This is a genomic window from Halalkaliarchaeum sp. AArc-CO (assembly GCF_024972735.1).
In the GTDB taxonomy this organism is placed as follows: Archaea; Halobacteriota; Halobacteria; order Halobacteriales; family Haloferacaceae; genus Halalkaliarchaeum.
In genome coordinates, this window is record NZ_CP087723.1 from 841,338 (window position 1) to 864,878 (window position 23,541).

The following is a 23,541-nucleotide window of genomic DNA, read 5'->3' on the forward strand; positions in this document are numbered from 1 at the left end:
GATAGTGGTTCTCGCCGACCTGAATGAAACAGCAGATGGCGATATACAGGATTTCGCCCTGGAATAGTTTATTTTCTAACATGTTTCATGTGGACGCCCGTTTTAGCAGTTCCCGCAATTCAGCAACGTCAATTTCGATAGGGGTGTGGTGACCCCGTTCTCCTTCACTCTGCAAATAGTGATACTCATGACCGCACAACTGGGCCAGGTGCTGATATGAGGGGTATGATTTGTTGAGTAGTTCGATAACGCAGGTGTCACTCGAGAAGATCATATTCGTCAACCCCGCCCCGTGTGGTCCGATGAGAATCTCTGCATTCTCATAGAGCGCAATCTGCTCGGCGATCGAAAGCGTTTCTGGGGTACACATTGTAATGTCGAACTCGTCCAGCACCCGTTTCAGGTCCTCCCTGTTGCTGACGTACCGGCCGCGATCAGCAAGGTTCTCCCGTGACACATAGACTCGGTCAGGATGTTCCGTAGTGGTGGGTGGCGCCCGCGACTTCATTTCCCGACTCAGCCAGGCGATATCTTCTCTCGACGGTTCATACACTGACTGGTTTCTCGGGATACTTTCACGACATGACGAAACGATCAACCGATCAGCTTTCGCAACTGGCACCGCTAACGGGACGGCGGAATCGACCCCGACGAGAGAGAGCGTTTCTTCAATCCAGCCGGGGGGATCCGACTCTATTATAACAGTTGGATCGCGCCCTGTCATCTCTTTGTAGTGTTCGAGTCCACGGAGGGTCGGCAACTGATCCAGTACCCAGTGACCGTAGCTCGTGTCTCGTCGAAACAATGGAAAAACTGAGTCGAATCGCGCCTGTTCGTGAAATCGACTACGTGACTGTACGTATCCTCGACACAGCTGCCCCATTCTATCGCTGGTCGAACGGTCAGAATACTCTGTTCGCTTATGGAATGGCGTATCCGCCCGAGACGCCCCCTTCCGAGCCCCGAATAGTGGTTTCTCCGTCTCCATGATTACGTTTCTATTCTGATCCACCACGAGAGGATCGGCGGCGTTGATCAGGAGCCCCCCATTTAGTTCACAAACGAATGGTCGTCGCACGTCATACGTTCCTGCATATTCGGCAAACAGATCAGGGACGCTTCGGTCTTCCAGGGTCTTGTCTGCCTGGGGCTTGATTTCTATTTCCTCAGCTGAACCGTATTCCCAATATCCACCACTCTCTTTTGCCCCCTGGATCATCTCCTCACGCGTCAGCGAACCAAATAGGGCTTTGAAAAGCAAGACGTTCGAGACATCTACGATACGGTTCGTTGCCGCCTTGAGAAAACTCCCGACGCCGTCCTGTTTGACTTTTCTGGTCGACCTCGTGGCAATCTCTGCGGTCCGTACGCGGCCCAGCGATAGTATCGAAAGCATAGTTTAAAACACCAGGTCGTTTTCAATCGCGGTTTCCAGTGTCGGCCAGTTCCGATCTTTCTCGGACAGAATCGGATCGTCAGATGGCCAGTCAATAGCCAACGTGGGGTCGTCCCAAATTATCCCTCCTTCTCTGTTCGGCCGATAGTCATTATCGACCTTATACCGGACTTTCGCGGTATCGCTCAGTGTCAGAAACCCGTGGGCATACTCACGAGGAACGTATAACATCAGTTTGTTTTCTTCAGAGAGGATTGTCGAGGTGTATTCCCCGAACGTCGGCGATGCTTTCTTGAGATCGACGACGACGTCGAATATCTTCCCCGCGGTACACTGGACTATCTTTGCCTGTGCAGCATCGCCCGTTTGATAATGGAGTCCCCGAAGCACATTCGACGTTGATTTGGAAAAATTGTCCTGAATAAATCCCACATCAATTCCTGCCTCTTCAAACGCTTCCCGTTTGTACGTCTCCATGAACAGCCCTCTATCGTCTTCAAATACCTCGGGTTTGATCGCTTTCAATCCACGGAGCTCGGTGTCAGAAAACTCGAATGGCACGATTATGTCTAACGAACCAGATATGCAAAGTTAGTTATAGAGTTTCTATTGGAGGCGATCCCGCAGCGAACGTCGACGTCACGTGTATTCACAACAGAAACGGAGCGTCATTTCGATTTCCCTCGCGACTTGAGCGAAACCTTCTTTTTCTCCTGTATATCCTCGAACGACAGTATCTCCTCACACTCATAGTAGGGACATTTCATGACTCGCTCTTCTTCGAGTACATTCTCCGCTACGATCGTCCCGCATTCTGAACAGGTCAGTGTTGTGATTTGCATCGTCAGAACCCCAGGTTTGAATCTTCACCGACGACAAGTCGGCGACCTTCCGGCTTTTTGTCGTTGCCGTTTTTGATGTCTGTTCCCTGCCCGATGAGACTGTCGACGATCTTATCATACGTTCTGATAGTGGAGTTCCCCACGATAACGCTGTTTTCGATGTGCGTATTTTCAATCGTCGAGTTCGGTCCAATCGAGGTGTACGGTCCCAGATACGTCTCGTCTTTGATCACTGTCCCGGCATCGATAGAGACGGGACCGCGCACGACCGCCCCGGATTCCACCGTCGCTGTCTCGTGCAGCTCGATCGTCCCCATCGTTTCGGCACCCTCTTCAATCGTCCCGTCGATCGAGGAACTCATCTCACCGAGAATCAGTCGGTTGGCAGAGATGATGTCTTTGGGTTTTCCAGTATCTTTCCACCATCCTTCCACCGTATGGGAGTCGATCACCTCGTCGTGATCTATGAGCCACTGAAATACATCCGTGATTTCCAGTTCGTTTCGCCACGAGGGCGTTATCTCCTCGATAGCTTCGAAGGCTAACGGAGACAGGATGTATATCCCGATAATCGCGACGTTGCTTGGCGGGTCATCCGGTTTCTCGACGATCTGAACGACGTTATCGTCCTCGTCCAGGTCGACCACACCAAACCGCTCGGGATTGTCCACCTCCTGGAGAGCGATGCCCCCAGCATACTCACCCCGCTTGAAACTGTCGAGCAACGGTTCGATCGGTTGTCTGAGTATGTTGTCTCCCAGGTACACCACGAAGTCGTCGTTTCCGATGAAGTCTCGCGTGCAGCCGATTGCATGTGCGATACCGAGTGGATCACCTTGAACGATATACGTGATCTCAACACCGAACTTCGAACCGTCCCCCAAAAATTGTTGAACTTCTTCCCGGCTCTTATTCCCGAGGACGATCCCGATTTCGGTGATGCCTGCTTCTCGCAGGTCCTCGATCGCGTACTGGAGGACCGGTTTGTTCGCAACGGGTATGAGTTGTTTCGGGCCGGTGTGAGTAATTGGTCGGAGGCGACTTCCTGTCCCCCCCGATAACAAAACACCTTTCATCTGTCCCCCGTCGGTATGTCGAACCGCTTATTTATCGGTGACATTTTTGCAACGTTACTGGGCCTGATTGCCTCGAACGTTCCTCTCTGGTGGTGAATTCCTCCGTCCGGTCGATTCGACGGGTCGGTCCACATATCCGCTACTAACCTTCTGGTGTCATTGTTAGTAGTCGCTTTACCGCTCCGGTTACTGGGCAATTGACCGATGACGCTAACTAAGTCGCTCTCTGATTTTCCTATCACCTCCTTCGATTCGCTATTTTCATCCTTCCCCTACCGAGAACCTCCCTTCCTCGGGTTCAATGGACGGTGCCATCATGAATAAACGAGCTAGAACTTACTATATTCTGATTATTCTTGAGGTTGCTGATCAAGAAAGACCCCGTTAACAAAGTTTCATAGGACGAAATTCTAATTATCATATGAACGTCCTATACTACTTGAGGGTGTTTCCAAAACTGTCTGAAAGTTTCGTCCTCAATGAAATTCATACGCTGAACCAACTGGGTCACAACGTTGCAGTATTCGCATTGAACTCCGCCGACGATCCGCTCACACACCAGGAATTCGAAGAGCTAGATATTCCCATCAGGTACGCTGAACATCCAAAATACACGGATCTCCCGAAAACGATATTCTCCAAAACTCTATCACGATTTCTTCCGAAAGTTTATTCGAAAGAAATATCAACTAAAGATAATATCGGAAACGCTGTCTGGACGGAGCAGTGTATTGAATTCATCGAACAGTTAGACTGGGAAATCGATTGTCTGCACTCCCACTTTGCTATTGAGTATACGTTTCCCTGTGGGTATATCAGCTCGTATTACGACGTCCCGTTTACTCTCACAACTCATGCGTACGATCTATACCGCGACTCCGGGCCTCACACTGGTACCCTGCTCGAAATTGCCGATCGAATAATTACAATATCGCAATACAATAAGAGATACATTACCGAACGATTCGCACCGAGTACACCGATTGATGTCGTTTACCTTGGGATACGACCCGACAAATTTTCTCCGAGTGATCAGGTCATCGACAATCGGGTTCTCACTGTCGCTCGGCTTCATGAAAAAAAGGGTGTGGATGTCGCTCTTGAAACGATTGCCGTTGTCGCTCGGGAAGTTCCAGACGTCGAGTACCACATCGTTGGAACGGGGCGACAATTCGAGCACCTTTCACAGCGGGTGTCGGAGTTGGGTATCGAGCGAAATGTCGAGTTCTTGGGGAACGTTTCCGACGAACAGTTGCTCACCGAATATGACCAGGCCAGGTGTTTCTTGCTCCCTTGCGTCATCGCAGAATCGGGGGACAGAGACGGGATACCGGTGTCGTTGATGGAGGCGATGGCGATGCGAACACCACCAGTTTCGACGACAATATCGGGAATTCCCGAACTCGTTGACCACGGGACGAACGGGCTGTTGACCGAGCCGCGGGAGCCGGAAGCAACAGCCAGAGCGGTATTAGAACTATTAGGAAACGACTCAGAATGGTCGGTCTACGCCGATCGGTCACGAGATAAGGTTGTTGAGGTATTCAACGTAACTGAGCAAGTGGAAAACCTCGTTGCGTCATTCGAAATGGCTCGGGATTCAGTAGTCGAAACACCAGTTCCTAACAATAAATAGGCCCTCGATGATTTTCCATCTGCCCGTTAGTTTTGAGATTCGACGTTATTGGGGACCGTACACGAACTACGATTGCTAATATTTCGGACGGTCCCGTTGGAGTTCGTGAAGCGGACCGGCAGTCCTCCCACGTTGATATTCGAGTTCCTGACTATCACGTCGTTACAGTTTTCAAACGCTATTCCGTCAACTGCACTATTCGGTGCGTGAATACAACAGTTAGTTATCCTGGTGTTGTTCCTCCCGGTCTGGACCGCAATAACTGCACCTTGATATTGTGTTTCAGCTGTAGCGGTCACGTCAACGTTTTCTAACGTCACCCCGTGCGGTTCTTCGGCACCGGCTTTAATCGATTGAAGCCAAAATGTCTGCGCCGTGGTGTTGTTATATACCCGACAGTTCTTCATCGTAAATCCGCCGGGATTTGAGACGCCCGTGTCAGAAAGTCTGATTACTCCGTTCGGAGGTCCCTCGTGCCTTTCATCGAGGTCGATGTTGTAGTACTCGATGTCGCAATCTTCGAAAACCACTCCAGACTCTCCTTTTCGAGAGTCTATGTGAATTCCAGTTCCGTGACGGGGTTTGGATCCCTTCGTCGGATAACGGATATCGTCGTGGTTTATAACCACACGTGCGCCAGTTACCGACGAAATTTTTGTGGGATGCTTTCCTCCCTGAAGACGAAGGTTCGAAATATCGTTGTTTCTAAATAAGCCACCCCTTACTGTAATAACGCCTTCGTTGTTCGTGGATCGGAACGCGTTTCCACCACTCTGTTCGAGGTGTAAATCTTCGTAGATCACTTCCCCGATGTGGTCGGGATAATGGCGAATGTACGTCGTTCCGGGAGACGTTCCGGTTCGGGATCTATGGCCCCCGTACCAGGCACCGCCACGTCCAATCGTCAGGCGGCGAAGTTTGTTGACGCCGTGGATGTTTGCACCGGTAGTCTCGGCAACGTTACACCGTATCAGTTGACCATATCCTTTGCTCTGTGCCGGAATAAACCCCAACCATTCGACATCTTCTATGAGACCCCCGTCATTACAGTCGAACCTCACGCTCACTGAGGTCTCCCTGTCGTCCGTCAACTGAATTGAAAAATTCTTGAGCAGAATGTCCTTGCCTCCCGCTTGATAAAAAAACCAAAATCCCTTTTTTTCAGACGCATTCGGGAAGTGAAACTGGACGTCGGTGTGAGATTCCCCGCGACCAACCATGCCAAATCGGGATGGGTTATACGGTGGATTTGTGGGTGCCTCTTGGGCGACCGTGTAGTCCCCTGGGGGGAATTCAATGAGTGTCCCGGTTTCGACGCCGTCAGCGAGCGCATCATCTATGGGTTCCTCACCGGTGGCATCCATACCGAGGTCGTCGACCGCATCCACAACACGATCGAACTCGAAGTCGTCCTCGACCAGTTTTTCGTCCCTTCTATCGTCCATCACAGCCGGAGTTTGTGACTCCTGGATCGGCTGATTTGGTGACGCCTTTCTCTGGTCTCCACTGATTTCACTCGGTGGGGTGCCTGTGCAGCCGCTCAGACTAACAACTCCTGCCGCAAGCATTTGAAGAATTTTCCGACGGCGCATTACGTCTCTTTCCTTGATGTAGTATTTTACCCAAACGAACAATTTTGTTATGTGGGGGTTATTATTTATACAATATACTTAACTAAGCGTCTGCCACGACAGCATTTTGCTGACCCGATGACTGTCGACCGAGAGTTGGGAAACGTCCCTCTGGTTTCCGTCGTCCTCCCTACCTATGATCGTCCCGAATTCTTAGCGGAAGCTGTTCGAAGCGTACGACAACAGACGTATCCTCGCATCGAACTCGTGGTAGTGGACGACTGTTCACCCCGACCAGCTGCGGACATATTAGCGGAGGTAAATACCGGATCAATATTCTCGGTCCGATGTATCCGTCACGATGAGAACAGCGGTGCCAACGCTGCACGAAATACTGGTATCCGTGAGGCTAACGGGAAGTTCATCGCGTTTCTCGATGATGACGACAAGTGGTTACCGAAAAAAATTGGTCGACAGGTATACCGATTTAACGAAGGTCCGGACAATTTAGGGGTAGTTACTGTCGGTAGCCGAATCGTAGACGAAGACGGTAATCAGATCGGAATTTCTCGGCCATCCATCAACGGTAATGCCATCAAACCCCTATTATATGGGAGTATTGTCGGATCGTTTTCGCGAATTATGGTGCGGACAGACGTGGTCGCTCGAGCGGGGTTTCTCGACGAAACATTTCCTAGTTGGCAGGATCGAGAGTGGTATCTCCGGCTCGCACAACATTGTACATTCGCTTCGGAAGAGGATATCTTGGTGGAACGACGAGTCGATGCAAACGGTCGAATAAGCGACGATTTCGAAACAAAGCGCGATGTATCCTTCCATCGATTCCTTGAGAAGCACCGGTCCCTGGCCGCAGAACAGGGATTATTAGTTGAACGAAGGTTCGTTGCCACTCTCTCGCGGACACTAGCGTTTTCAGGACTCTCCAATGGATACTATCGGGAGTCAGTCAAGTATCTCCTGCTCGCACTCGTGTATTATCCGTTCGACCCGAAGACCTATTTGTACCTGTGTTTGGCTGTCGGTGGACCGATTACGTTCGGATCTGCCCGGCGTCTCAAGCAGAATCTCAGCGGCGAAACCGGTATGTTTTCGTGAAATCCTCCGCAAAGAGGGTCTAAGAGTGCAATAACAAAGCGGTGAACGTGAGCATATGTGACCATGCCAGGAACCACCGTCTGGCTCCCGCGTTCCGAATTTTCCGCTCCAGATCAGGGCGGGGATTCCGTCGGAAGCTCGGAAGCACTTGATTCGAGTTTTTATGAAACCCTCGGAGCACTTCAACACGCTCCAGACTACGAACAGGAGGTTATCGTCGACCGAACTGATGTCAAAATCGGTGTTTCGGGCTATGCGAGCTATCCGATCCGAACCGTTGAAGACGACGAGTATTTTGTTTGTTTCGAAGGAAAACAGTACGCGACAGACCTTTCTCGGTCAGACCTTCTGACTGTCGGGGAAAACGTAATCCGCAACCGGCGCGAATGGATTAGTGATTGGATAGGCAGCAGTGACGGAGATTTCGTCGTTTATGCTCTGGAAAAAGACTCTGGAACTGTTGGGATAGTTAACGACGTATTTGGGCGCCTTCCGTTGTACGTTTCAGAAAGGGATGGGCAAATTATCATAACTCGCGAGAATAAATTCCTACGCGAATGTATTGACGGAATCGATATTGATCGGCTCGGAATTGCTCAATCTCTCCTATTCGGCTTTCCTCTTGGTACGCGGACACTCTGGAAGGGCGTAGACAAAATTGACGGCGGCTCACTCCTTCGATATCTCCCTGAATCTGGTCTCCAACGTGAACGGCTACACTGGTTTGATTTCGGGAAAACCTTGGCTGAGAAACGTTCCGTCGAGGAAAACGCCAGGTTGCTCGCGAAGTCTTTCCAACAGTCCTGCAGACACCGAGCAAACTCCGCAACGTCAACGGTCGTCTCATTGAGCGGTGGTCACGACTCCCGATCAGTCGCGGCAGGATACCACTCAAGCGGATCCTCATTCTCGGCAGCTACGTTCGCTCCTGCCTCCACCGATGATAGGTCCGGTACGACTGCTGACGTCGAGATCGCCCGGAAAACCGCCAATGCCCTCGGGGTCGATTGGCACCGATTCGTCCTCTCATCCCCTGTTTCTGAGGACTTTCGACTGTTGTTATCGATGAAAGGAGGGATGAATCCGTTCACCAACGCAGAAACGCTTGACTTCTTTCGTCGTCTTCGGGCAGAGTTCGGCTCAGATATCACCTACGTCACTGGAGATGGAGGTGACAAGGCTATTCCCGACCTCTCTCCGCCTCAAGAAATCGAGAGCTTTGAGGAACTTGTCTCGTACCTGTTCCGAGCGGAAAGTATCGTTTTCCCCCTCAAACGCGTTATTACTCTGACTGGCGTTTCGGAGGCGGAACTTCGAGACTCGGTGATTGCGCGCTTTCAATCGTATCCAGAGTCCAACCCCTCTGATATGTTCGTGGGGTTTAAAATACGTGAGCGGGGTTTTAACTGGCTCAATGAAGGGGAAGACCGCAATCGGTCATACTTCTGGTCGACCTCTCCGTTTTACTCACTCCCGTTCTTTCGAAAGGCGATGGCTATCCCCGCCGAGCAAAAGCAACACAATCGGCTCTATCGGGCGTTCCTCCGCCAGTTATGGCCGGAGGCTACCCTACTGAAGGACGCTAACTTTCACGTTTCCATGGCTTCTCCGCTGTACCCCGGTGTCCAAAGGAGCCTCTCTTTCCTCGCTGCTCATCCCCGTATCGAGGACATCGTCACTTCGATCTATCGACGTGAACTCCTCGACAACTACGACGAGAACGTGGCTCGACTCCTGCTCACACAGGTACGTGAATGTGAAGAGATGGGCAATATCTTCATGGAAGGAGAAATCGCCCGAATCGGTGCCGACCGTAGTTCCTGTAACAGTCAACAGGCGTTTAATCTTCTCACGATGACCTCCGCTGTCGCCGAAATTTTGTGCGATGATCCGTGTTTCGATTCCGTTGATGAGGTTTTGTACTCGTAATTCCCCCGGCTGGGGGGCAGGATGCACTACTTACTCTTCGTCGAACTGAACGTCCGCCGTTCCCTGGACGCGCAACATGGTCAGGTCGCCACTGAACCTGTAGCCGTCGACGTCGTCAGTAACCGACCCGATGACCATCCCGTCGGTAATGACGTCGTCTGCTTCGACAGGACCGAGATCGGGTGATTTGTAGAGGTTTCCAGTCACTGAAAACTGGTAGGAGGTTTCGTCCTCGAGTCCGTCGACCGTTAACCAGTTTGGAAGAACTGGGTCTTCTTCGGTACCCAGCAGTTCGGGATCGACCTGGTTTCCGTCCAGATAAATTCCTGCTTCACCGTCCAACGAGAAGTCTGTGATCTCCCCGTCGAACTGGAACTTGGCGGTTTCGGAATTCACCGCGTCTTCGGCGCTACTTCCCGAAATTGAATCTTCACAGGATATCTCACAGGACGGGTCACTGATCAAGTTGCCATCCACTGTGACGTTGAAACTCGACGTGGTTCCGGTTCCCATAACCCACAGGGTGTGATCGAGTTCCACTTCGTGGTCACAGTCGACGATTTCGTCTCTGGAGATTTCTTCGCCGTCGCGCTCGAACCGCATGTCCGGCCCTGCAGCGTAGCTTTCGATACAGCCGTCGTAATCGAAGGCGTCGACGCCAGACCACATCTCGCCGGCGACTCGGGTTTTTCCACCGTCGATGGCTTCGACTGTGCTGACCGTCCCGTACTCACTTAGCTCCGTGTTTTCTCGCGCGTCACCATAAACGACGAACTCGTACTCGCCGCTAGTGTTCGAGTCGAACCCGTCGATTACGAATGACTTCCATTCCCCGTTCGTGGGGGCATCGTCGTCTTCGTCCTGATCGTCGCTGGTGTCGTCTCCGTCTTCTTCTTCCTCGTCATCGTCTCCGAGGTCGTGGTCGCAGTCGACGATATCGTCCCTGGAGATTTCTTCGCCGTCGCGCTCGAAATTCATGTCCGGTCCCGCAGCGTAACTTTCGATACAGCCGTCGTAATCGAAGGCGTCGACACCAGACCATATTTCGCCAGCGACTCGGGTTCTATCGTCGTCGACCGATTCGACAGTACTAACCGTCCCGTACTCACTTAGTTCGGTGTTTTCACGCGCGTTGCCGTAGACGACGAACTCGTACTCGCCGCTAGTGTTCGAGTCGAGACCGTTGATTACGAACGATTGCCACTCTCCGTTCGTGGGGGCATCGTCGTCTTCGTCCTGATCGTCGTTGGTGTCGTCTCCATCTTCTTCCTCGTCATCGTTTCCGAGGTCGTGGTCGCAGTCGACGATTTCGTCCCTGGAGATTTCTTCGCCGTCGCGCTCGAAATTCATGTCCGGTCCAGCAGCGAAACTTTCGATACAGCCGTCGTAATCGAAGGCGTCGACGCCAGACCGCATAGCGCCGGCGACTCGGGTTCTGTCGTCGTCGATCGATTCGACAGTACCAACGGTCCCGTACTCGCTCAGTTCGGTGTTTTCCCGAGCCTCACCGTGGACGACGAACTCGTACTCTCCGCGGGTGTCCGAGTCGAATCCGTCGATCACGAAGGATGTCCATCCATCGTCTGCTAGACCATCGTCGTCGGAATCGTCCGACGAGTCGTCACTCCCATCGTCCGTATCGCTCTGGGATGGGAGGGGACAGGAGTCGCTGTGGCTAATATTCCGGATGTTTCCGTCGGTGTCCGTCAAGTCCACGGCTTCACCACCGACGTTGATGTTCGAATCTTCGACGACCACGTTATCACAATTAGTGAATGCGATCCCGTCGATTGTTCCGTTGGGCGCGTGAATACAGGAGTCGGTGATCCGTGACCCATCTCTTTCGTTGATCACACAGACCGCTCCTTCTGTTTGCGTGTCGTGATCCACCGTTATATTGACGTTATCCAGCGTCACTTCTATGGGTTCGTTAGCTCCGTCTTCGGCCCTTTGGAACCAAAGGGTCTGCATTCTCGTATTATTGTATATTTTGGTATTCCGTATCGTAACGCCGCCAGGATTCGAAGATCCTGTCCGCGTAAGGCGGATAAGTCCATGCGGCTTACCGTCGGTTTGATCCTTGATGTCTATCTCGTTACAAATGAACTCACAATCCTCGATGAGCAGGTCGGTTCCGCCGACCCGCGAGTCGATGTTAATACCCATACCGTGGAAAAAGCCATTTTCACCCGTCGGATACGGCACGTCGCCGTGGTCTACGACGACGCGTGCTCCCGTGACCGTAGACCGTTTCTCTGGATGATTACCGCCTTGGAGCCGCAGATTTGAAATATCATTGTTTTTAAATAATCCACCTTTGACCGTTATGACTCCATCATTATTGGTAGACCGGAACGCATTTCCACCGCTCTGTTCGAGGTGGAGGTCTTCGACGACAATTTCGCCGACGTGATCCGGATAGACTCGAATGTACGTCGTTCCCGGTGGAGTCCCGGTACGGCTCCGATGGCCGGCGAGAGCTGCTCCACCCCGCCCGATGGTCACACGACGGAGCGTATTGACTGAATCAGTCGTTGCACCACTATCTTCAGGTGTGTAACAAGTTAGCAGTTGACCGTATGAGTGAGATGCTGTGGGGACAAAACCGAGCCACTCAACGTCCTGAATGAGTGCCCCGTCGGCACAATCGAAGCGAACGTTTATTGAGGTGACATGGTCGTCTGTCATCTGAATGGAGAAGTTGGCGAGAACACAGTCCTCGCCACCATCCTGATGAATAAACCAGTATCCGTCGTATTCTTTATCACCGTTTGGAAAGTGGAACTGAACGTCTTTGTGGGAGTCACCCAGACCGACCATACCGAATCTGCTTTTGCTTGCCCTCGGACCGATCACCGTTTCGGTTTCGACGCGGTAATCTCCGGGAGGGAATTCGATGAGCGTTCCGGTTTCGTACGCTGCCGAGAGAGCGGAGTCGATCGGTTCACTCCCGGTTGGATCCATTCCGAGGTCGTCGACTGCGTTCACCACTCGATCGAACGTAATCCCGTACCGTTCCTCTGCCGCCGAACCTAACCCCGAAGAGGCGAGAACTGCCCCCGTCGCTGCCGCACTCAATTTCACGTAGTCGCGTCTGTTGAGTAAACTGCCCGCACTCGCGTCCGCGTTGCTATTTTCTGCGTCCGGTTCCTCGTCGTCGGTAGCCCTGCCGCTATCGGGGCCACGCTTGCGTGCCAGCTTGCGTGCCATGCATTCAGTAGTCAAGGCTTAACCGATATAAATGTTCTGTTAATGATATGTTTCCGACTTCGTGAATGTCAATTTGAGATACCTGAAAGAGGAAGGAACGTAACCTGAATATCATTAAATAAAACCTGTACTCCGCCGGAAATGGGGGAGATCATATAAGTATTATATATTAATTAACGCGGGCATTATCGTTTCAGGCCCGATTCTGTATCCGTCTGGCCGAACTGGAGTCCTGTCCGATATTGTTCAGTCCACTAACACATGGGTGATATATCGTCACGCAGGACGATCATCGATATTGCATGATAGCGCCCTTCTGTCGTTGTTTAAGCTACCAATAACAGTTCGCCGCGTAGATTTCTGGTCCAGAATGGCTCATTCGTCCCCGGGATGAAACCACACTAGTTGTGCTACTGACTCACGGCCGGAACTGTTCGAAGCGTATTCTCTGGTCACTTCCAAAACTATCGGTAGGATCAACGTAACAAAACCAACTCGTCCGATGGATTTAGACGATGGCGTCGGCCGAAGGTGGATATCGGACTGATCCGTGGCAAAACGAGGAAGTCGGCAGTCGGGCTCCAGGAGACGAACCCGCACCAGACGGAGAATCACTCGATCGAGTGTTGTTCGTCTACGGCCCGACGAATGTCGAAAAGATCGATCGCCACGTGAAACCACTGGCTGTCGTCGTCGAGACGACGCTCGTCTGTACCGCACCAAACCCGGACGTCACCGGCGTTCGTCAACTGTCGCCTCCATCGACAGGAATACGGATCGTCGATTTGCTCTTGATGTCACTGCTTGTTGTCCTCGAAAGCGTCCGGGGCGACTACGACGCGGTCTGTTCAATCTCCCTTATTCCGCACGGCTGTCTCGGACTGTTTGCCGCCCGATTGATGGGTGTACCGGCCCATCTCGGCATTATCGGCTGTGACATCGATGTCCACGCCCATGCGTGGTATCGGCGACCGGTTCACGTTCTCATCCGACAGTTCGACGTTGTAACGGTCCCCGGCCCGACACACAGACGCCGGCTGCACGATCTGATCGGCCTTCCGTCCCACAAAACCGCGATTCTCGCGAACCCGATCGACGTCGAAAAGCTTCCCGCGACGGGCCGGGAGACGGACGCTCGGTACGACCTGCTCTGGGTCGGGCGGTTCACCGAGGAAAAGCGACCGCTCTTGTTCGTCGACGTAGTTGCGGCCCTCAGGGACCGTGACCCGTCAGTTCGGGCCGTCATGCTCGGGGACGGTCCAATGCTATCAGCCGTAAAACGACGGATAGCTGCGCGCAATCTCCAGGATACTCTCCACACTCCAGGATGGGTCGACGATCCGATTCCGTGGTACGCTGACGCCGACCTGTTCGTCTTGACGTCGAAACGCGACGCACTCCCGCTGACGCTGGTCGAGGCGATGGCGAGCGGTACCGTCCCCGTCGCACCGCCGGTCGGTAACGTTTCTGACCTCCTCGTGGACGACTGGAACGGCGTTCTCGTTGATCCGGCCACTGCTGACGAGTTCGCTACGGCGATCGAAGCACTGCTGGGCGCCCCCGGCCGGCGGGACCGACTCGGACGGAATGCTCGCGGCGTGCGCGACCGGTTCTCCTCACGGGCTGCATCCGAAGACTGGCGGTACGTAACGAGTGTACTCGCACGCTCGTACTCCTGAGGAGCGTGTGGAGTTCACTTCGGGAGTTGATCGATCGGAATCCGTTCGATCGATCCGCTCGACCGCGACGTGTTGTACGGATTGAGAAAGAGGCCGCGTTCGTCGTCGGCTGCGAGATACACGTAGGCGCTGGCTTTCGGGACGACATTCCCCGGTATCCTGTCGCCGACGACCTGGCGTCGAGAATATCGCCGGAGTTCCTGCCAGTCTGTGAAGTCTGACGCTGACGAGGAAACGACGACGCCTGCCGACTCGCTCCTCCGAACCGACCGCTCGGGAGCTGTGCTGTCGGTACTCGGTTCCGCCGCGGTCGAGAAGGCAATCCACCTGTCTCCCCCGCGTTCTACCGAGGCGGAGTAGAACACTGACCCGTCGACCGTGTGGACTGTTCTGGGACGTTTTGAGATCGCCTCCGACGGGAGTGTTTCACGCTCGAGACGGAACACCCGGTTCTGGTCGGCGTACGAACAGTCCATCCCCCACAGGATCGCGTCCGGGGTGAACGCGAGTTCGACCGCACGCCACTGTTGGGAGCCCCCACCGATCGGTTCGAACCGCCCATCTCGAAGTCGACCGATCCAGCATTCGTCGTCCGTATCACCCGTCGTTATCCAGATCTCGTCGCTGTACGGATCCTTTTGAACACTATGAATGTGCCGAACGTCGGAAATCGGAATCCGTTGCCAGGTTTCACCGTCGTTGTCGGAGACGAGTACACCGGGCGATTGATCGGAAGTCAGGGGGTATTCGCCGACGTAAATCCTTTCGTCAGTAGCTTCGATCGCGGACGGTAACGCACCAAACGGTGGGGAGGATTCAGGGAGTGCCCGTTTGGGTTGCCATCGCTTTCCACCGTCGTGGGAAATCGAGAGCTGGCGTCCGGCCGTGGCGACGTACGACTTTCGAGAAACTCCCTGGACAGTGGCGACAGAAAAATCCCCGACGATTCGTTCGAGCAGCCCACGGGTGTAGTCGCTATCCAGTAGAAATTCCTTGAACTGTGATCGTCCACTGGTCAGGCCCGGGATCGTTCCCCGGCGCTGGAACGACCCGCCATCCGCTTCGCGCTCGACGAATAGTGTCCGGCCGACTGTTCCGTAGAGCCGCCCATCGACACAGCCCTGTAATCGCATCGGTTAGTCACCGGGCGCTTCACTCTGGAAGGTTTCGCCACTCACGTAGTAGAGAGTGAACTCTCCGTTCGTCTGGATTCGATGAACCCCTTCCATTCCCTCGAGGCCATCGATCGACGTTTCGCTGTATCGCAACTCCCTGTAGGCGATCACTTCACGGTCCCGGTCCGATTTCGCTATCGGGAGATAGAAGTCGGTGTCGCGGGCGAGTGCCGGGTTCGCGCGCAACTCCTCGTCTGTGATTGCCCCTTCGAGACCGGGCCGTTCACCGGCGACGAGCGCGTCGCTGTAACGATGTGGTGAACTTCGGACACCACTGAATCCCAGGGCCTCGTCGTGATGTTCGAATGCCGACGCGTATCCGTCGTATTCGTAATCGCTGACGTGATGGTTTTGCTGGTAGATGTACGGTGATGGGAACACTACGATCAGCGACACCAACAGCCCAATTGCCAGGAGCGAAATTCCGAGCGTTCGAACAGACGGTTTGGAGAACTGTTCGCCGAGAACGCTCGACATCCAGAAGAGACCGATCGCTCCAAACACCGTCGAAAGTACCAGTCCGAAGGAAACGTGCCGGAAGAACAGATGTGAGACGTCACCCAGGAAGTGAGCGATGAAAAACGGCGTGAGTATTGCAGTGGCGAACCCGACGTACAGTGTGATCGACCGGGTTTTCGAGTCAATAGTTCCCCACTTCAGGAACGAGGCGATCACGACCGCTATCGCGATCGTCGTGTAGATACTTCCGACGAAGAACAGTTTGAAAAACAGCTCGGGGATGCTCCCTCCGACCGCCGCCGCTGATTGACCTTGTGTTTCGACAGTCGATCCGACTTCCCCGGTTCCGTAATACATTTCTTGGATAGCGTCGACCACGTTTTCGCCGACAACGAACGCCGTCGGAAACTGCGTAATCCAGAGGACCCACGCACCAACCAGTGCCACGAAAACCAGCGCGTTCGGACTGAGAACGCCAATTGTATCGGACGACCGTAGCCAGACGTAGACGTACAAGACGTTTATCGCTCCAAGGAGTATCAGGAGGTTCAGCGTGATCTGGGGATGAAAGAACAACAATGCCACTCCGGAAAGGAAGAGCACGATAGCGTTGCTCGATATCCGAAACGGACCGATCCCTGTCGAAGTTGGCTCGTACAGCGATCTGACGATCAAAAAGAGGACCAGCGGAAAGAACAGCACACCGAGCGAGAAGGTGTGGTACATCATCCCCCCGCTGACATTCGTGATCGGGAGAAAGAGGAATCCCGAAAACGCGGCGATAATAGTCGATCGACGATCTCCCGTCAGGGCCCGTACAGCGAGGGGAACGAACAGGAGAAAGAGTCCGGCTATCGTGACGATCATCAACAGTGCGGCCGCTTCATACGACAATGCGAACGTCTCGGCGAAAAACACCGAGATCGTGTGGGTTCCCGGATAAAAGAACTCGAGAAACGACAGTCGCTCCGTCCCGAGATCTTGAACCCAGCCGAGATGCGTTAGTGAATCTGATTGCCCATAGAACCGGTAGCCACGAAGTACTGGTAACGCGGCGATGACGAGGGTCGTAACTCCCCCGAGGAACAGCGCCAAACGACAGATCACGACACGTGCAGTATGAACCGATATTACCGCTGCGGCGGCATAGGCGATAATCAGGCCGATCCATACAGCCGGCGGTGTCGACGCGTATAGCGACACCTCGTATCCATCGGCAGGCGAGAAGTGAGCGATCGTGATCCCGGACAGTAACCCGATAAAACCGACGAGTAACACAGACAATTCTACCCGAACCGTCGAGGTGTCCTGTCGATGACCGCCACTGCTTCCCCTGATATGCATTCGGCGAAATATGACGTACAAGCGTCTTTGTTATACTCGGTATATCGGGTGCCCGAATGACGTCGGAGACACGTCGATCACAATGAGCAAAAGAAATCGATCAGTACTCACTCCGTGTCCTCGAGCACGTCCTTCAAATCTGGATGGGTACGATGGCGGATTTCTACGCGGGCAGAACCCGAGCCGGACCCCCCGTGTATCTGTTCGCGTACCCGTTGCCACTCCCAGTGTCTTGCAAGTACGTTAACCGGTATCTCGTCGATGCCGACCAGCTTCGCGATGGCCAGTCGGTGAAACCCCTCTGTGAGATACAGTTCACCGTCCCGTCCGATAGCGACGAGCGGTTCGAGGGAATGCAAGTGACGAAACCGACTCTGTCTTCCCCCGACGTCCGGGGCATCGTGACCGGCCTCGTAATTTGGGCGGTATCCGTTTTCTTTTATGTCGGTGTATAACTCTTCGATGTAGCCCAGCCGTTTATCCTCGATGTCCGTCAAAAAGTTCTCGCGTGATTGATAGTATACTGTTTCTTCCCAATCGTATCCCTCCTCGAAGCGCTGTTTCAACCCTCGAAAATGTGACGTGGAACGGATCGGTTCGCAGTTGGCCTGTCGGTCCCATTCGCCCCCCTTGATAATTCCCAGCCCCCACCCCGTGTCGATAGCCGTGTTGAAGTACTCGATATCGCTCATATCCACGTGGAGCACTTTGTACGGGTGAGCAGGGGCATCGTACTGGTATTGTTGTTTTCGATATCGCAATTCGGTCATGTATTTGAAGACACGGTCCCCCTGTACAGTGTTCTTCAACTGTCGGGGGACGGCAGCGAATATTGATCGAGCCCCTTCATTCCGGTATTTTCTGATCGCCAGTCGAATCAACCTGGATGAGTTCATGGGGTGAGTACTCCGTCATTCAGTTGGCGAGATGGCCGGTGAACGACGACAGCTGTCATTCGCCGTTGGCGTCAGCGTCTGTAATCCAGACGTACGTACTCAGATAGGCAGATTCCATGTCTGGATCGGCAGGGGGTTGCTCTACGTACACGAGATACACGAGGCGGAGGGACTCGCCATCCAGCGTCGGATCGGCAGTGTGCGTCTCGAATGCCTGCTCACCGTCGTCCAGTTCGAGGTGGAATTGATCGACATCGGCCCGTTCCACGATCGTTCCGTCCGACAGTTGTTGCACCTGGACGACGACCGTGTAGTCGCTCCGCTCCCCCTCTTTGTTTTCGACGAACAGCGTGTATTCGACCTCCTCGGTGTCGTTGGCTGCGATCGAATAGCCGCTCGTACTGAAATCCTCGCCGCTCCCCGTGCCGACGACGACGTTCGTCGTCGACGTGCCTGACTGGGGTGCGACGAGACCGAACGCGAGGACGGCGACCGTGGCCACGACACAGGCGGCCACCAGTACGGTTAAAATCGCGGTCGATCGTGGCGTCCGAAAGAGGACGTTCTCGACGTCGGCACTCCATCGTCTAACCGGAACGTAGAACCGTCGATGTTCGGGGACAGCTCGCCGGCGGACAGTACCCACGACGAGGAAGATCAGACTGAAGGTGGAAAGCACAGGGATCAACCCGTCCGTGAGAGTTCCGTAGACGGCAGTCAATCCGAATCCAGCGACCGGGAGCAACGCGACACTGCATCCGATTGAGAGCGCGGCTCGCTCCGGCCCATCGACAGTAAGAGCCGTCTGGCTCTGATCTCTCGATTGCCCGGGGTTCGCTGGGGCTGCGGGAAACAATGACAGTAGTAGAACGTAGCCGGGAACGAACAGGATCATCGGCCCGAGGAGGATAAAACGACTCACTGTGCCGGTGAGCATCACGTCTGCAACTGGAGCGAACAGTACGTACGCGCCGACCGCGAGAGCGTCAAGGGGGAACGTGCTGCTATCGCCGTAGGTGGTCCCGAATACTTCCGAATTCGAATCCTCATCTATCATTGTACGGAATCCGATCGGCGTCTTGTCCCGGAGTCAGTCCTCTTCGACTCATCCGGCGTGTCATCCGGAGTCCGGCGAGTCCCCCACGCTTGTTGCCGACCAACCTGGTGGATCCCTGGCTGTCCAATCACGTAGTTCTCGATAACAACCCGCGTCGGCATTGTTATTGTCGGAATAATAGCTGCAGGCGGTTGCACGAATGTAATTTCAAATATACGGCTCAGTTAGTCCTGCAAGCGGTCCAGTTTTCACTGTCCTTCCCGAGAGGCGTTTCTGATGGTGGAGATTCACTTCATGTATCCGAGATCCGTAAGCTGGGCCTCCACGGCGGCATCGAGGTCACCGGTGCTCTCCCGACCGGTCGCCCGGGAGAGGCCTCTTACCCGTTCCTCGAACGCCAGCCGCATGGACTCTCGCTGGTGTTCGTTTTCTCCGTCGTCGAACTCGCCGAAGAAGTACTCTCGGTTCTCCTCGTCGTCATACACGTAACGGCTGTTTGGACCACAGAGCGTCCGCCATCTGCTGACGTCCGTTTTGTTGCGACCGGTGTGAGGGACGAAATCTTCGACGAGCGCGTACTCGTTGGAACACAGCCAGTCGCGTGGGGAACTACCCTCGAGAATCAGGTCGTGTATACCGACGAGCTCTGCCGGCTCTTCGATCCGTTGGCCGACCTCCTGGTCCGGCGTTTTCACCACCAGTGGCACGTCCGTGTTGACGTCGCGAACGTAATGTGGCGGGGTTCCGTCCCGGTCGTACTCGCCGAGCGTCTTTCCGTGATCCGAACAAACGACGACGAGTGTGTCGTCGAACCGTCCGGTTTCGCGGAGTGCCGTGAGCAGCTCATCGACTTTTCTATCCTGGTAGCGAACACTCGCGTCGTAGTATTCCAGTACTCGTCGCCGGCGCTCCGGTGGAAGATCGGCTTTCCCGAGAACGTATGCGAGCAGCTTCGTGTTCAACAGGCGCGGTTCGATCGGACCGGGGGGATCCAGATCGAGTTGCCGGAACGCTGATCGCGGAGGAAAGTACGGACTATGGGCTTCCATGAGATTGAGAAACGTAAACGTCGGCTGATCGTCGTCCGCGGTCCGTTCGAGCCACCGAACCGCTCGATCGACCAGATTCGCGGTGAAGAACCGCCGTTTGATAAGGAAGGCCGGCTGTTTCGCGGCGTATCCCAGTCCCGTGTGCACTCTCGAATAGACGCGGTCGCGGGGTCTGTGGATGCCGATCCCGCTGTCACGGCCGATTCGAAGATCCCACTCGACGAACTCGTCGAATCCGCGATCCAGGCCCGCCACTGATCCGACCCACGGATTGTTTGAGAAGCCGGCTGTGCGGTAGCCTCGTTTCGAGAGCCGCTCTGCAAGCGGCGTCACCTCCGACGGAAGCCGAGCAGTCCCGTCTGCAAAGCCGTTCGTGACGCCATGTTCCGTCGGGAACAGCCCGGTAAACATCGAACTGTGCGACGGCAGGGTCCACGGTGCCGGGGCGAACGCGTTCTCGAATACGGTCGCTTCCTGTGCGAACGCGTCGAGCGAGGGCGTCGTTTCCCGATCGTGCCCGTGAAACGAGACCCGATCGTGTCGCACCGAATCCAGCACCAGAAAAAGGACGTCGTGATCTGTCATAGCCGGAAAAACGTCCGGAAACGCCTTTGTTAGGTCCGTAATTACGGTTCGTTTTCGATCGCTCCGAGATATTCGCTCAACGCCAGACACATCCACGCCTGGCTCCAGCGAATGTACGGCGTTGTATCGGTAAACGCGCGACCGACCCGTCGATAAAAGTAGCCCTCCGGATCGTACAGCCGGTTCAGCGTCCAGGCGAGAACGCGTCGAGCAAGTTCCCTGTCGGCCGGGTCGTCTCGCCTCGTGAACGTGATGATCGCCTGGGCCGAGGCGTGGATGTCGTAGGGTCGGGAGGTGTCGTGTTCGAACTTCGGTGCCCCGTTCGGCTCGAAGTGATGCTCCCGATGAAACGTCATTCCCCGCTCGTAGGCCCGCCTGACGGGATGATCCGGTGGCTTCCCCTCGGCGTACTCGGCGAGACTTTCGAGTACGAACCCGGTGTGGAAATTGTCGTAGTCGAGATGCGAATCCGACGCCGGGACGGAGTAGTACCATCCCCCGTCGTCGGTCTGAGTGTCGACGACGAACTCGAAGAGCTCCCGTGCACGTTCGAGGAGGCGCTCTTCCCCGACGAGTTCTCCGACTGACCAGAGATAGCCGGCTACGAGCGCATTGGCGTTGATCGCCACGTACGAGTCGTACGGCGTGTACGTGAGTGCGTCGAACCCTCGTACCGTCTCGGTTCCGATGTCCTCCCGGAGAAACGTCGCCGCACCCCGTGCGAACTCGAGGGATCGCTCCGCACCGGTCACGCGGTAGTGGTGCAGGAACGCCCGCGCACAGAAGACGGTTACGACCCCGCAGGGGTGACCCGCCGGCAGGAAGAACTTGTTCGAGTTCTGCCAGTCGAAGTTGTACCCCCACGACGGGGTGTCGAACTCGGGCGAGGTGTTGTCTGCGAGCCAGTCGAGCAGTCGCTCCGCCTCAGTCAGGTATCTCCCTTCGTCGGTCTGTTCGTATCGATTGAGGTATGCGCGGGCGAATAATCCGATCCCTTTCGGGTTTCGTTCTTCGGGAACGCCGAGATACGGTCGGAGGTTCAACGGGAACGCACGGACGCCGTGCATCGCGACGAGCCGGAGAAGCCAGTGTCGGGCGACTGCAGAGAGAAACGGGCTGTTCAACCCGTCGTACGGGTCGTAACCGGCGTAGTCTCGGTCTCGTGCCCACCCGAGCGCGTTCTCACAGACGACTTTTGGATCGTATCCCGCCACGCGATGGGGTGCTATGTGATGTTCTGTCACGCCCTCCCGGGGCTCGTCCTGTCGGCTGTCGCCTTCCGGGCTCTGTGTCCAGCCCTTGCCGTTTTCCTTTGTCCGTGCGTTTCGCTCCATCCGTTTTCGTGTATCACTCTCGACAGTAAGTTATGGTCTGGTTTCTGCGGTGTGGTTGCGGAGGGAGCGGTTATCTCACCGCTTCCGGATCCCGATAACTTTCGAACGCTTCGAGACGGTCTCCGTCCGATCCGAGCCCCGGATCTCGCGGGTTCTCGATCAACTCCCGGACGAGGGAGGCGACGTCCTCGCGGACGCGAATCGAGCGATCGCGATCCGCACCTGACTGCGATCCATCCGCCGACAGCAGATACGAAACGATCTCGTCGGGCTCTCGGGAGTGGACTACCATCCCCTCTTTCACCATCGACCTGTCGACCGACAGGAGCGGACCCGGGAAGAAGGAAACTGCCGGCTTCCCCATGCACGCGGCTTCCCGGGACATCGTCCCCGATCCCGTCAGGACGCCCCGCGAGTGCCAGGCGAGCTGAAGTCCATCGAGTGCCGCGTCGGGGACATACACCCGATTGGCCGGGTACGATTTGGCGTGTGGTCTGTCTGCGGCCCTCCGCGGCAAGTAGACGACGTTCATCCCGTTGGCGTACAGCGATTCGAGCAACGGTGGTACCAGTGATTCACCTTCGTCCACGTACGCTGCACCGAGGGCTTCGGGACGGAGAACAACGTAGTCCTCGAACGGAAGTGCGTCGGTGAACGTGTCGTCGGGTTCGAAGTTCGCGACGTAGATGTCCTCCTTGTAGCCGTCGTAGGTGTGGATCCGGTCGGGATCTGCGCCCCAGCGTGTCAGTTCAGACGTCCGGAACGCCGCCGGCACGACGTGGTGGGTCGCCATCGTTCTGAATCGGCAGAACGCTCGCTCGACGAGTGGTGCCTCGACGTACGCTGTGATGTCGTTATCGGTGAAGTGGATCGACGGGATCCCCCGGGATCGCGAGGCGAGAACGCACATCGCGTTTCGGGCCGAAAGCGAGACGTCAGCGTCCGGCGCCTGGACGGCAAGCTGGAGCGTTCGCAACGGCACTCCAAGCGTCCGCAGCGTGACGTTGTCGAAGTCCCGTCCCAGCACGTCGAAGTCGAATCCGGCCTCCCGAGCCAGGTCGATTGTTTCGGTCTTGTTTCTGACCGTCGTTCGGAGATCAAGGTCCGGCATTCCGTCGAGCAATCCGTTGAAGAAAAACGGGTGCGAGGGACTCGCGAGGTCCAGCCAGGCTGTTGTTCCGTCCATG

General features: G+C 55.0%; 16 protein-coding genes and 1 pseudogene. 5 read left to right on the forward strand and 12 right to left on the reverse strand.

Annotated features, from left to right (window positions below; translation table 11 throughout):
* Positions 1–85: 85 nt before the first annotated feature.
* The 3 genes from AArcCO_RS04875 to AArcCO_RS04885 form a co-directional block, all read right to left on the reverse strand.
* Positions 86–1,396 (reverse strand): glycosyltransferase family 61 protein, encoded by a 1,311-nt coding sequence (locus tag AArcCO_RS04875; protein ID WP_259535313.1) that lies wholly within the window; start codon positions 1,394–1,396, stop codon positions 86–88.
* Positions 1,397–1,399: 3 nt separating this feature from the next.
* Entirely contained in the window at positions 1,400–1,957 is a 558-nt protein-coding gene (gene rfbC, locus AArcCO_RS04880; protein WP_259535314.1) for a dTDP-4-dehydrorhamnose 3,5-epimerase, read from the reverse strand.
* 283 nt (positions 1,958–2,240) lie between these two features.
* Positions 2,241–3,314: a glucose-1-phosphate thymidylyltransferase gene (locus AArcCO_RS04885; RefSeq protein ID WP_259535315.1), complete on the reverse strand. Its 1,074-nt coding sequence runs from the start codon at positions 3,312–3,314 to the stop codon at positions 2,241–2,243.
* Positions 3,315–3,735: 421 nt separating this feature from the next.
* Between AArcCO_RS04885 and AArcCO_RS04890 the strand changes: the two genes are divergently transcribed.
* Entirely contained in the window at positions 3,736–4,950 is a 1,215-nt protein-coding gene (locus AArcCO_RS04890; protein WP_259535316.1) for a glycosyltransferase, read from the forward strand.
* Between the two features lie 26 nt (positions 4,951–4,976).
* Here AArcCO_RS04890 and AArcCO_RS04895 read toward each other — a convergent pair whose 3' ends face one another.
* Positions 4,977–6,542 carry a hypothetical protein gene (locus tag AArcCO_RS04895; protein ID WP_259535317.1) on the reverse strand — a complete coding sequence of 522 codons (1,566 nt, stop codon included), beginning with the start codon at positions 6,540–6,542 and terminating at the stop codon, positions 4,977–4,979.
* Positions 6,543–6,659: 117 nt separating this feature from the next.
* On the opposite strand from AArcCO_RS04895, the pseudogene AArcCO_RS04900 reads away from it, so the two are divergent.
* From AArcCO_RS04900 to AArcCO_RS04910, 3 genes and pseudogenes are all read left to right on the forward strand, one after another.
* Positions 6,660–7,262 (forward strand): annotated as a pseudogene (locus AArcCO_RS04900) (glycosyltransferase family 2 protein); the annotation flags it as partial.
* Positions 7,263–7,289: 27 nt separating this feature from the next.
* Positions 7,290–7,637 (forward strand): hypothetical protein, encoded by a 348-nt coding sequence (locus AArcCO_RS04905; RefSeq protein ID WP_259536538.1) that lies wholly within the window; start codon positions 7,290–7,292, stop codon positions 7,635–7,637.
* A gap of 63 nt (positions 7,638–7,700) precedes the next feature.
* Positions 7,701–9,566 (forward strand): asparagine synthase-related protein, encoded by a 1,866-nt coding sequence (locus tag AArcCO_RS04910; RefSeq protein WP_259535318.1) that lies wholly within the window; start codon positions 7,701–7,703, stop codon positions 9,564–9,566.
* 30 nt (positions 9,567–9,596) lie between these two features.
* Here the strand turns inward: AArcCO_RS04910 and AArcCO_RS04915 are convergent, their stop codons facing one another.
* Positions 9,597–12,554 carry a hypothetical protein gene (locus tag AArcCO_RS04915; RefSeq protein WP_259535319.1) on the reverse strand — a complete coding sequence of 986 codons (2,958 nt, stop codon included), beginning with the start codon at positions 12,552–12,554 and terminating at the stop codon, positions 9,597–9,599.
* Positions 12,555–13,291: 737 nt separating this feature from the next.
* Between AArcCO_RS04915 and AArcCO_RS04920 the strand changes: the two genes are divergently transcribed.
* Positions 13,292–14,455 carry a glycosyltransferase family 4 protein gene (locus AArcCO_RS04920; protein ID WP_259535320.1) on the forward strand — a complete coding sequence of 388 codons (1,164 nt, stop codon included), beginning with the start codon at positions 13,292–13,294 and terminating at the stop codon, positions 14,453–14,455.
* Between the two features lie 14 nt (positions 14,456–14,469).
* On the opposite strand, the gene AArcCO_RS04925 is transcribed toward AArcCO_RS04920, so the two are convergent.
* From AArcCO_RS04925 to AArcCO_RS04955, 7 genes are all read right to left on the reverse strand, one after another.
* Positions 14,470–15,588: a WD40/YVTN/BNR-like repeat-containing protein gene (locus AArcCO_RS04925; RefSeq protein ID WP_259535321.1), complete on the reverse strand. Its 1,119-nt coding sequence runs from the start codon at positions 15,586–15,588 to the stop codon at positions 14,470–14,472.
* A 3-nt stretch (positions 15,589–15,591) separates the two neighbouring features.
* A complete protein-coding gene (locus tag AArcCO_RS04930; protein ID WP_259535322.1) occupies positions 15,592–17,184 on the reverse strand; it encodes a hypothetical protein in 1,593 nt (530 codons plus the stop codon).
* Between the two features lie 356 nt (positions 17,185–17,540).
* The gene (locus tag AArcCO_RS04935) at positions 17,541–18,203 is read right to left on the reverse strand and encodes a ParB N-terminal domain-containing protein (RefSeq protein WP_259535323.1); all 663 of its coding nucleotides are present in this window, start codon (positions 18,201–18,203) and stop codon (positions 17,541–17,543) included.
* 181 nt (positions 18,204–18,384) lie between these two features.
* Positions 18,385–19,386 carry a DUF1616 domain-containing protein gene (locus tag AArcCO_RS04940; RefSeq protein WP_259535324.1) on the reverse strand — a complete coding sequence of 334 codons (1,002 nt, stop codon included), beginning with the start codon at positions 19,384–19,386 and terminating at the stop codon, positions 18,385–18,387.
* 287 nt (positions 19,387–19,673) lie between these two features.
* Positions 19,674–21,020 carry a sulfatase gene (locus tag AArcCO_RS04945; RefSeq protein WP_259535325.1) on the reverse strand — a complete coding sequence of 449 codons (1,347 nt, stop codon included), beginning with the start codon at positions 21,018–21,020 and terminating at the stop codon, positions 19,674–19,676.
* A 41-nt stretch (positions 21,021–21,061) separates the two neighbouring features.
* A complete protein-coding gene (locus AArcCO_RS04950; RefSeq protein ID WP_259535326.1) occupies positions 21,062–22,354 on the reverse strand; it encodes a hypothetical protein in 1,293 nt (430 codons plus the stop codon).
* Positions 22,355–22,424: 70 nt separating this feature from the next.
* Positions 22,425–23,540, reverse strand: a complete 1,116-nt coding sequence (locus AArcCO_RS04955; protein WP_259535327.1) for a DUF354 domain-containing protein — start codon at positions 23,538–23,540, stop codon at positions 22,425–22,427.
* Position 23,541 lies beyond the last annotated feature (1 nt).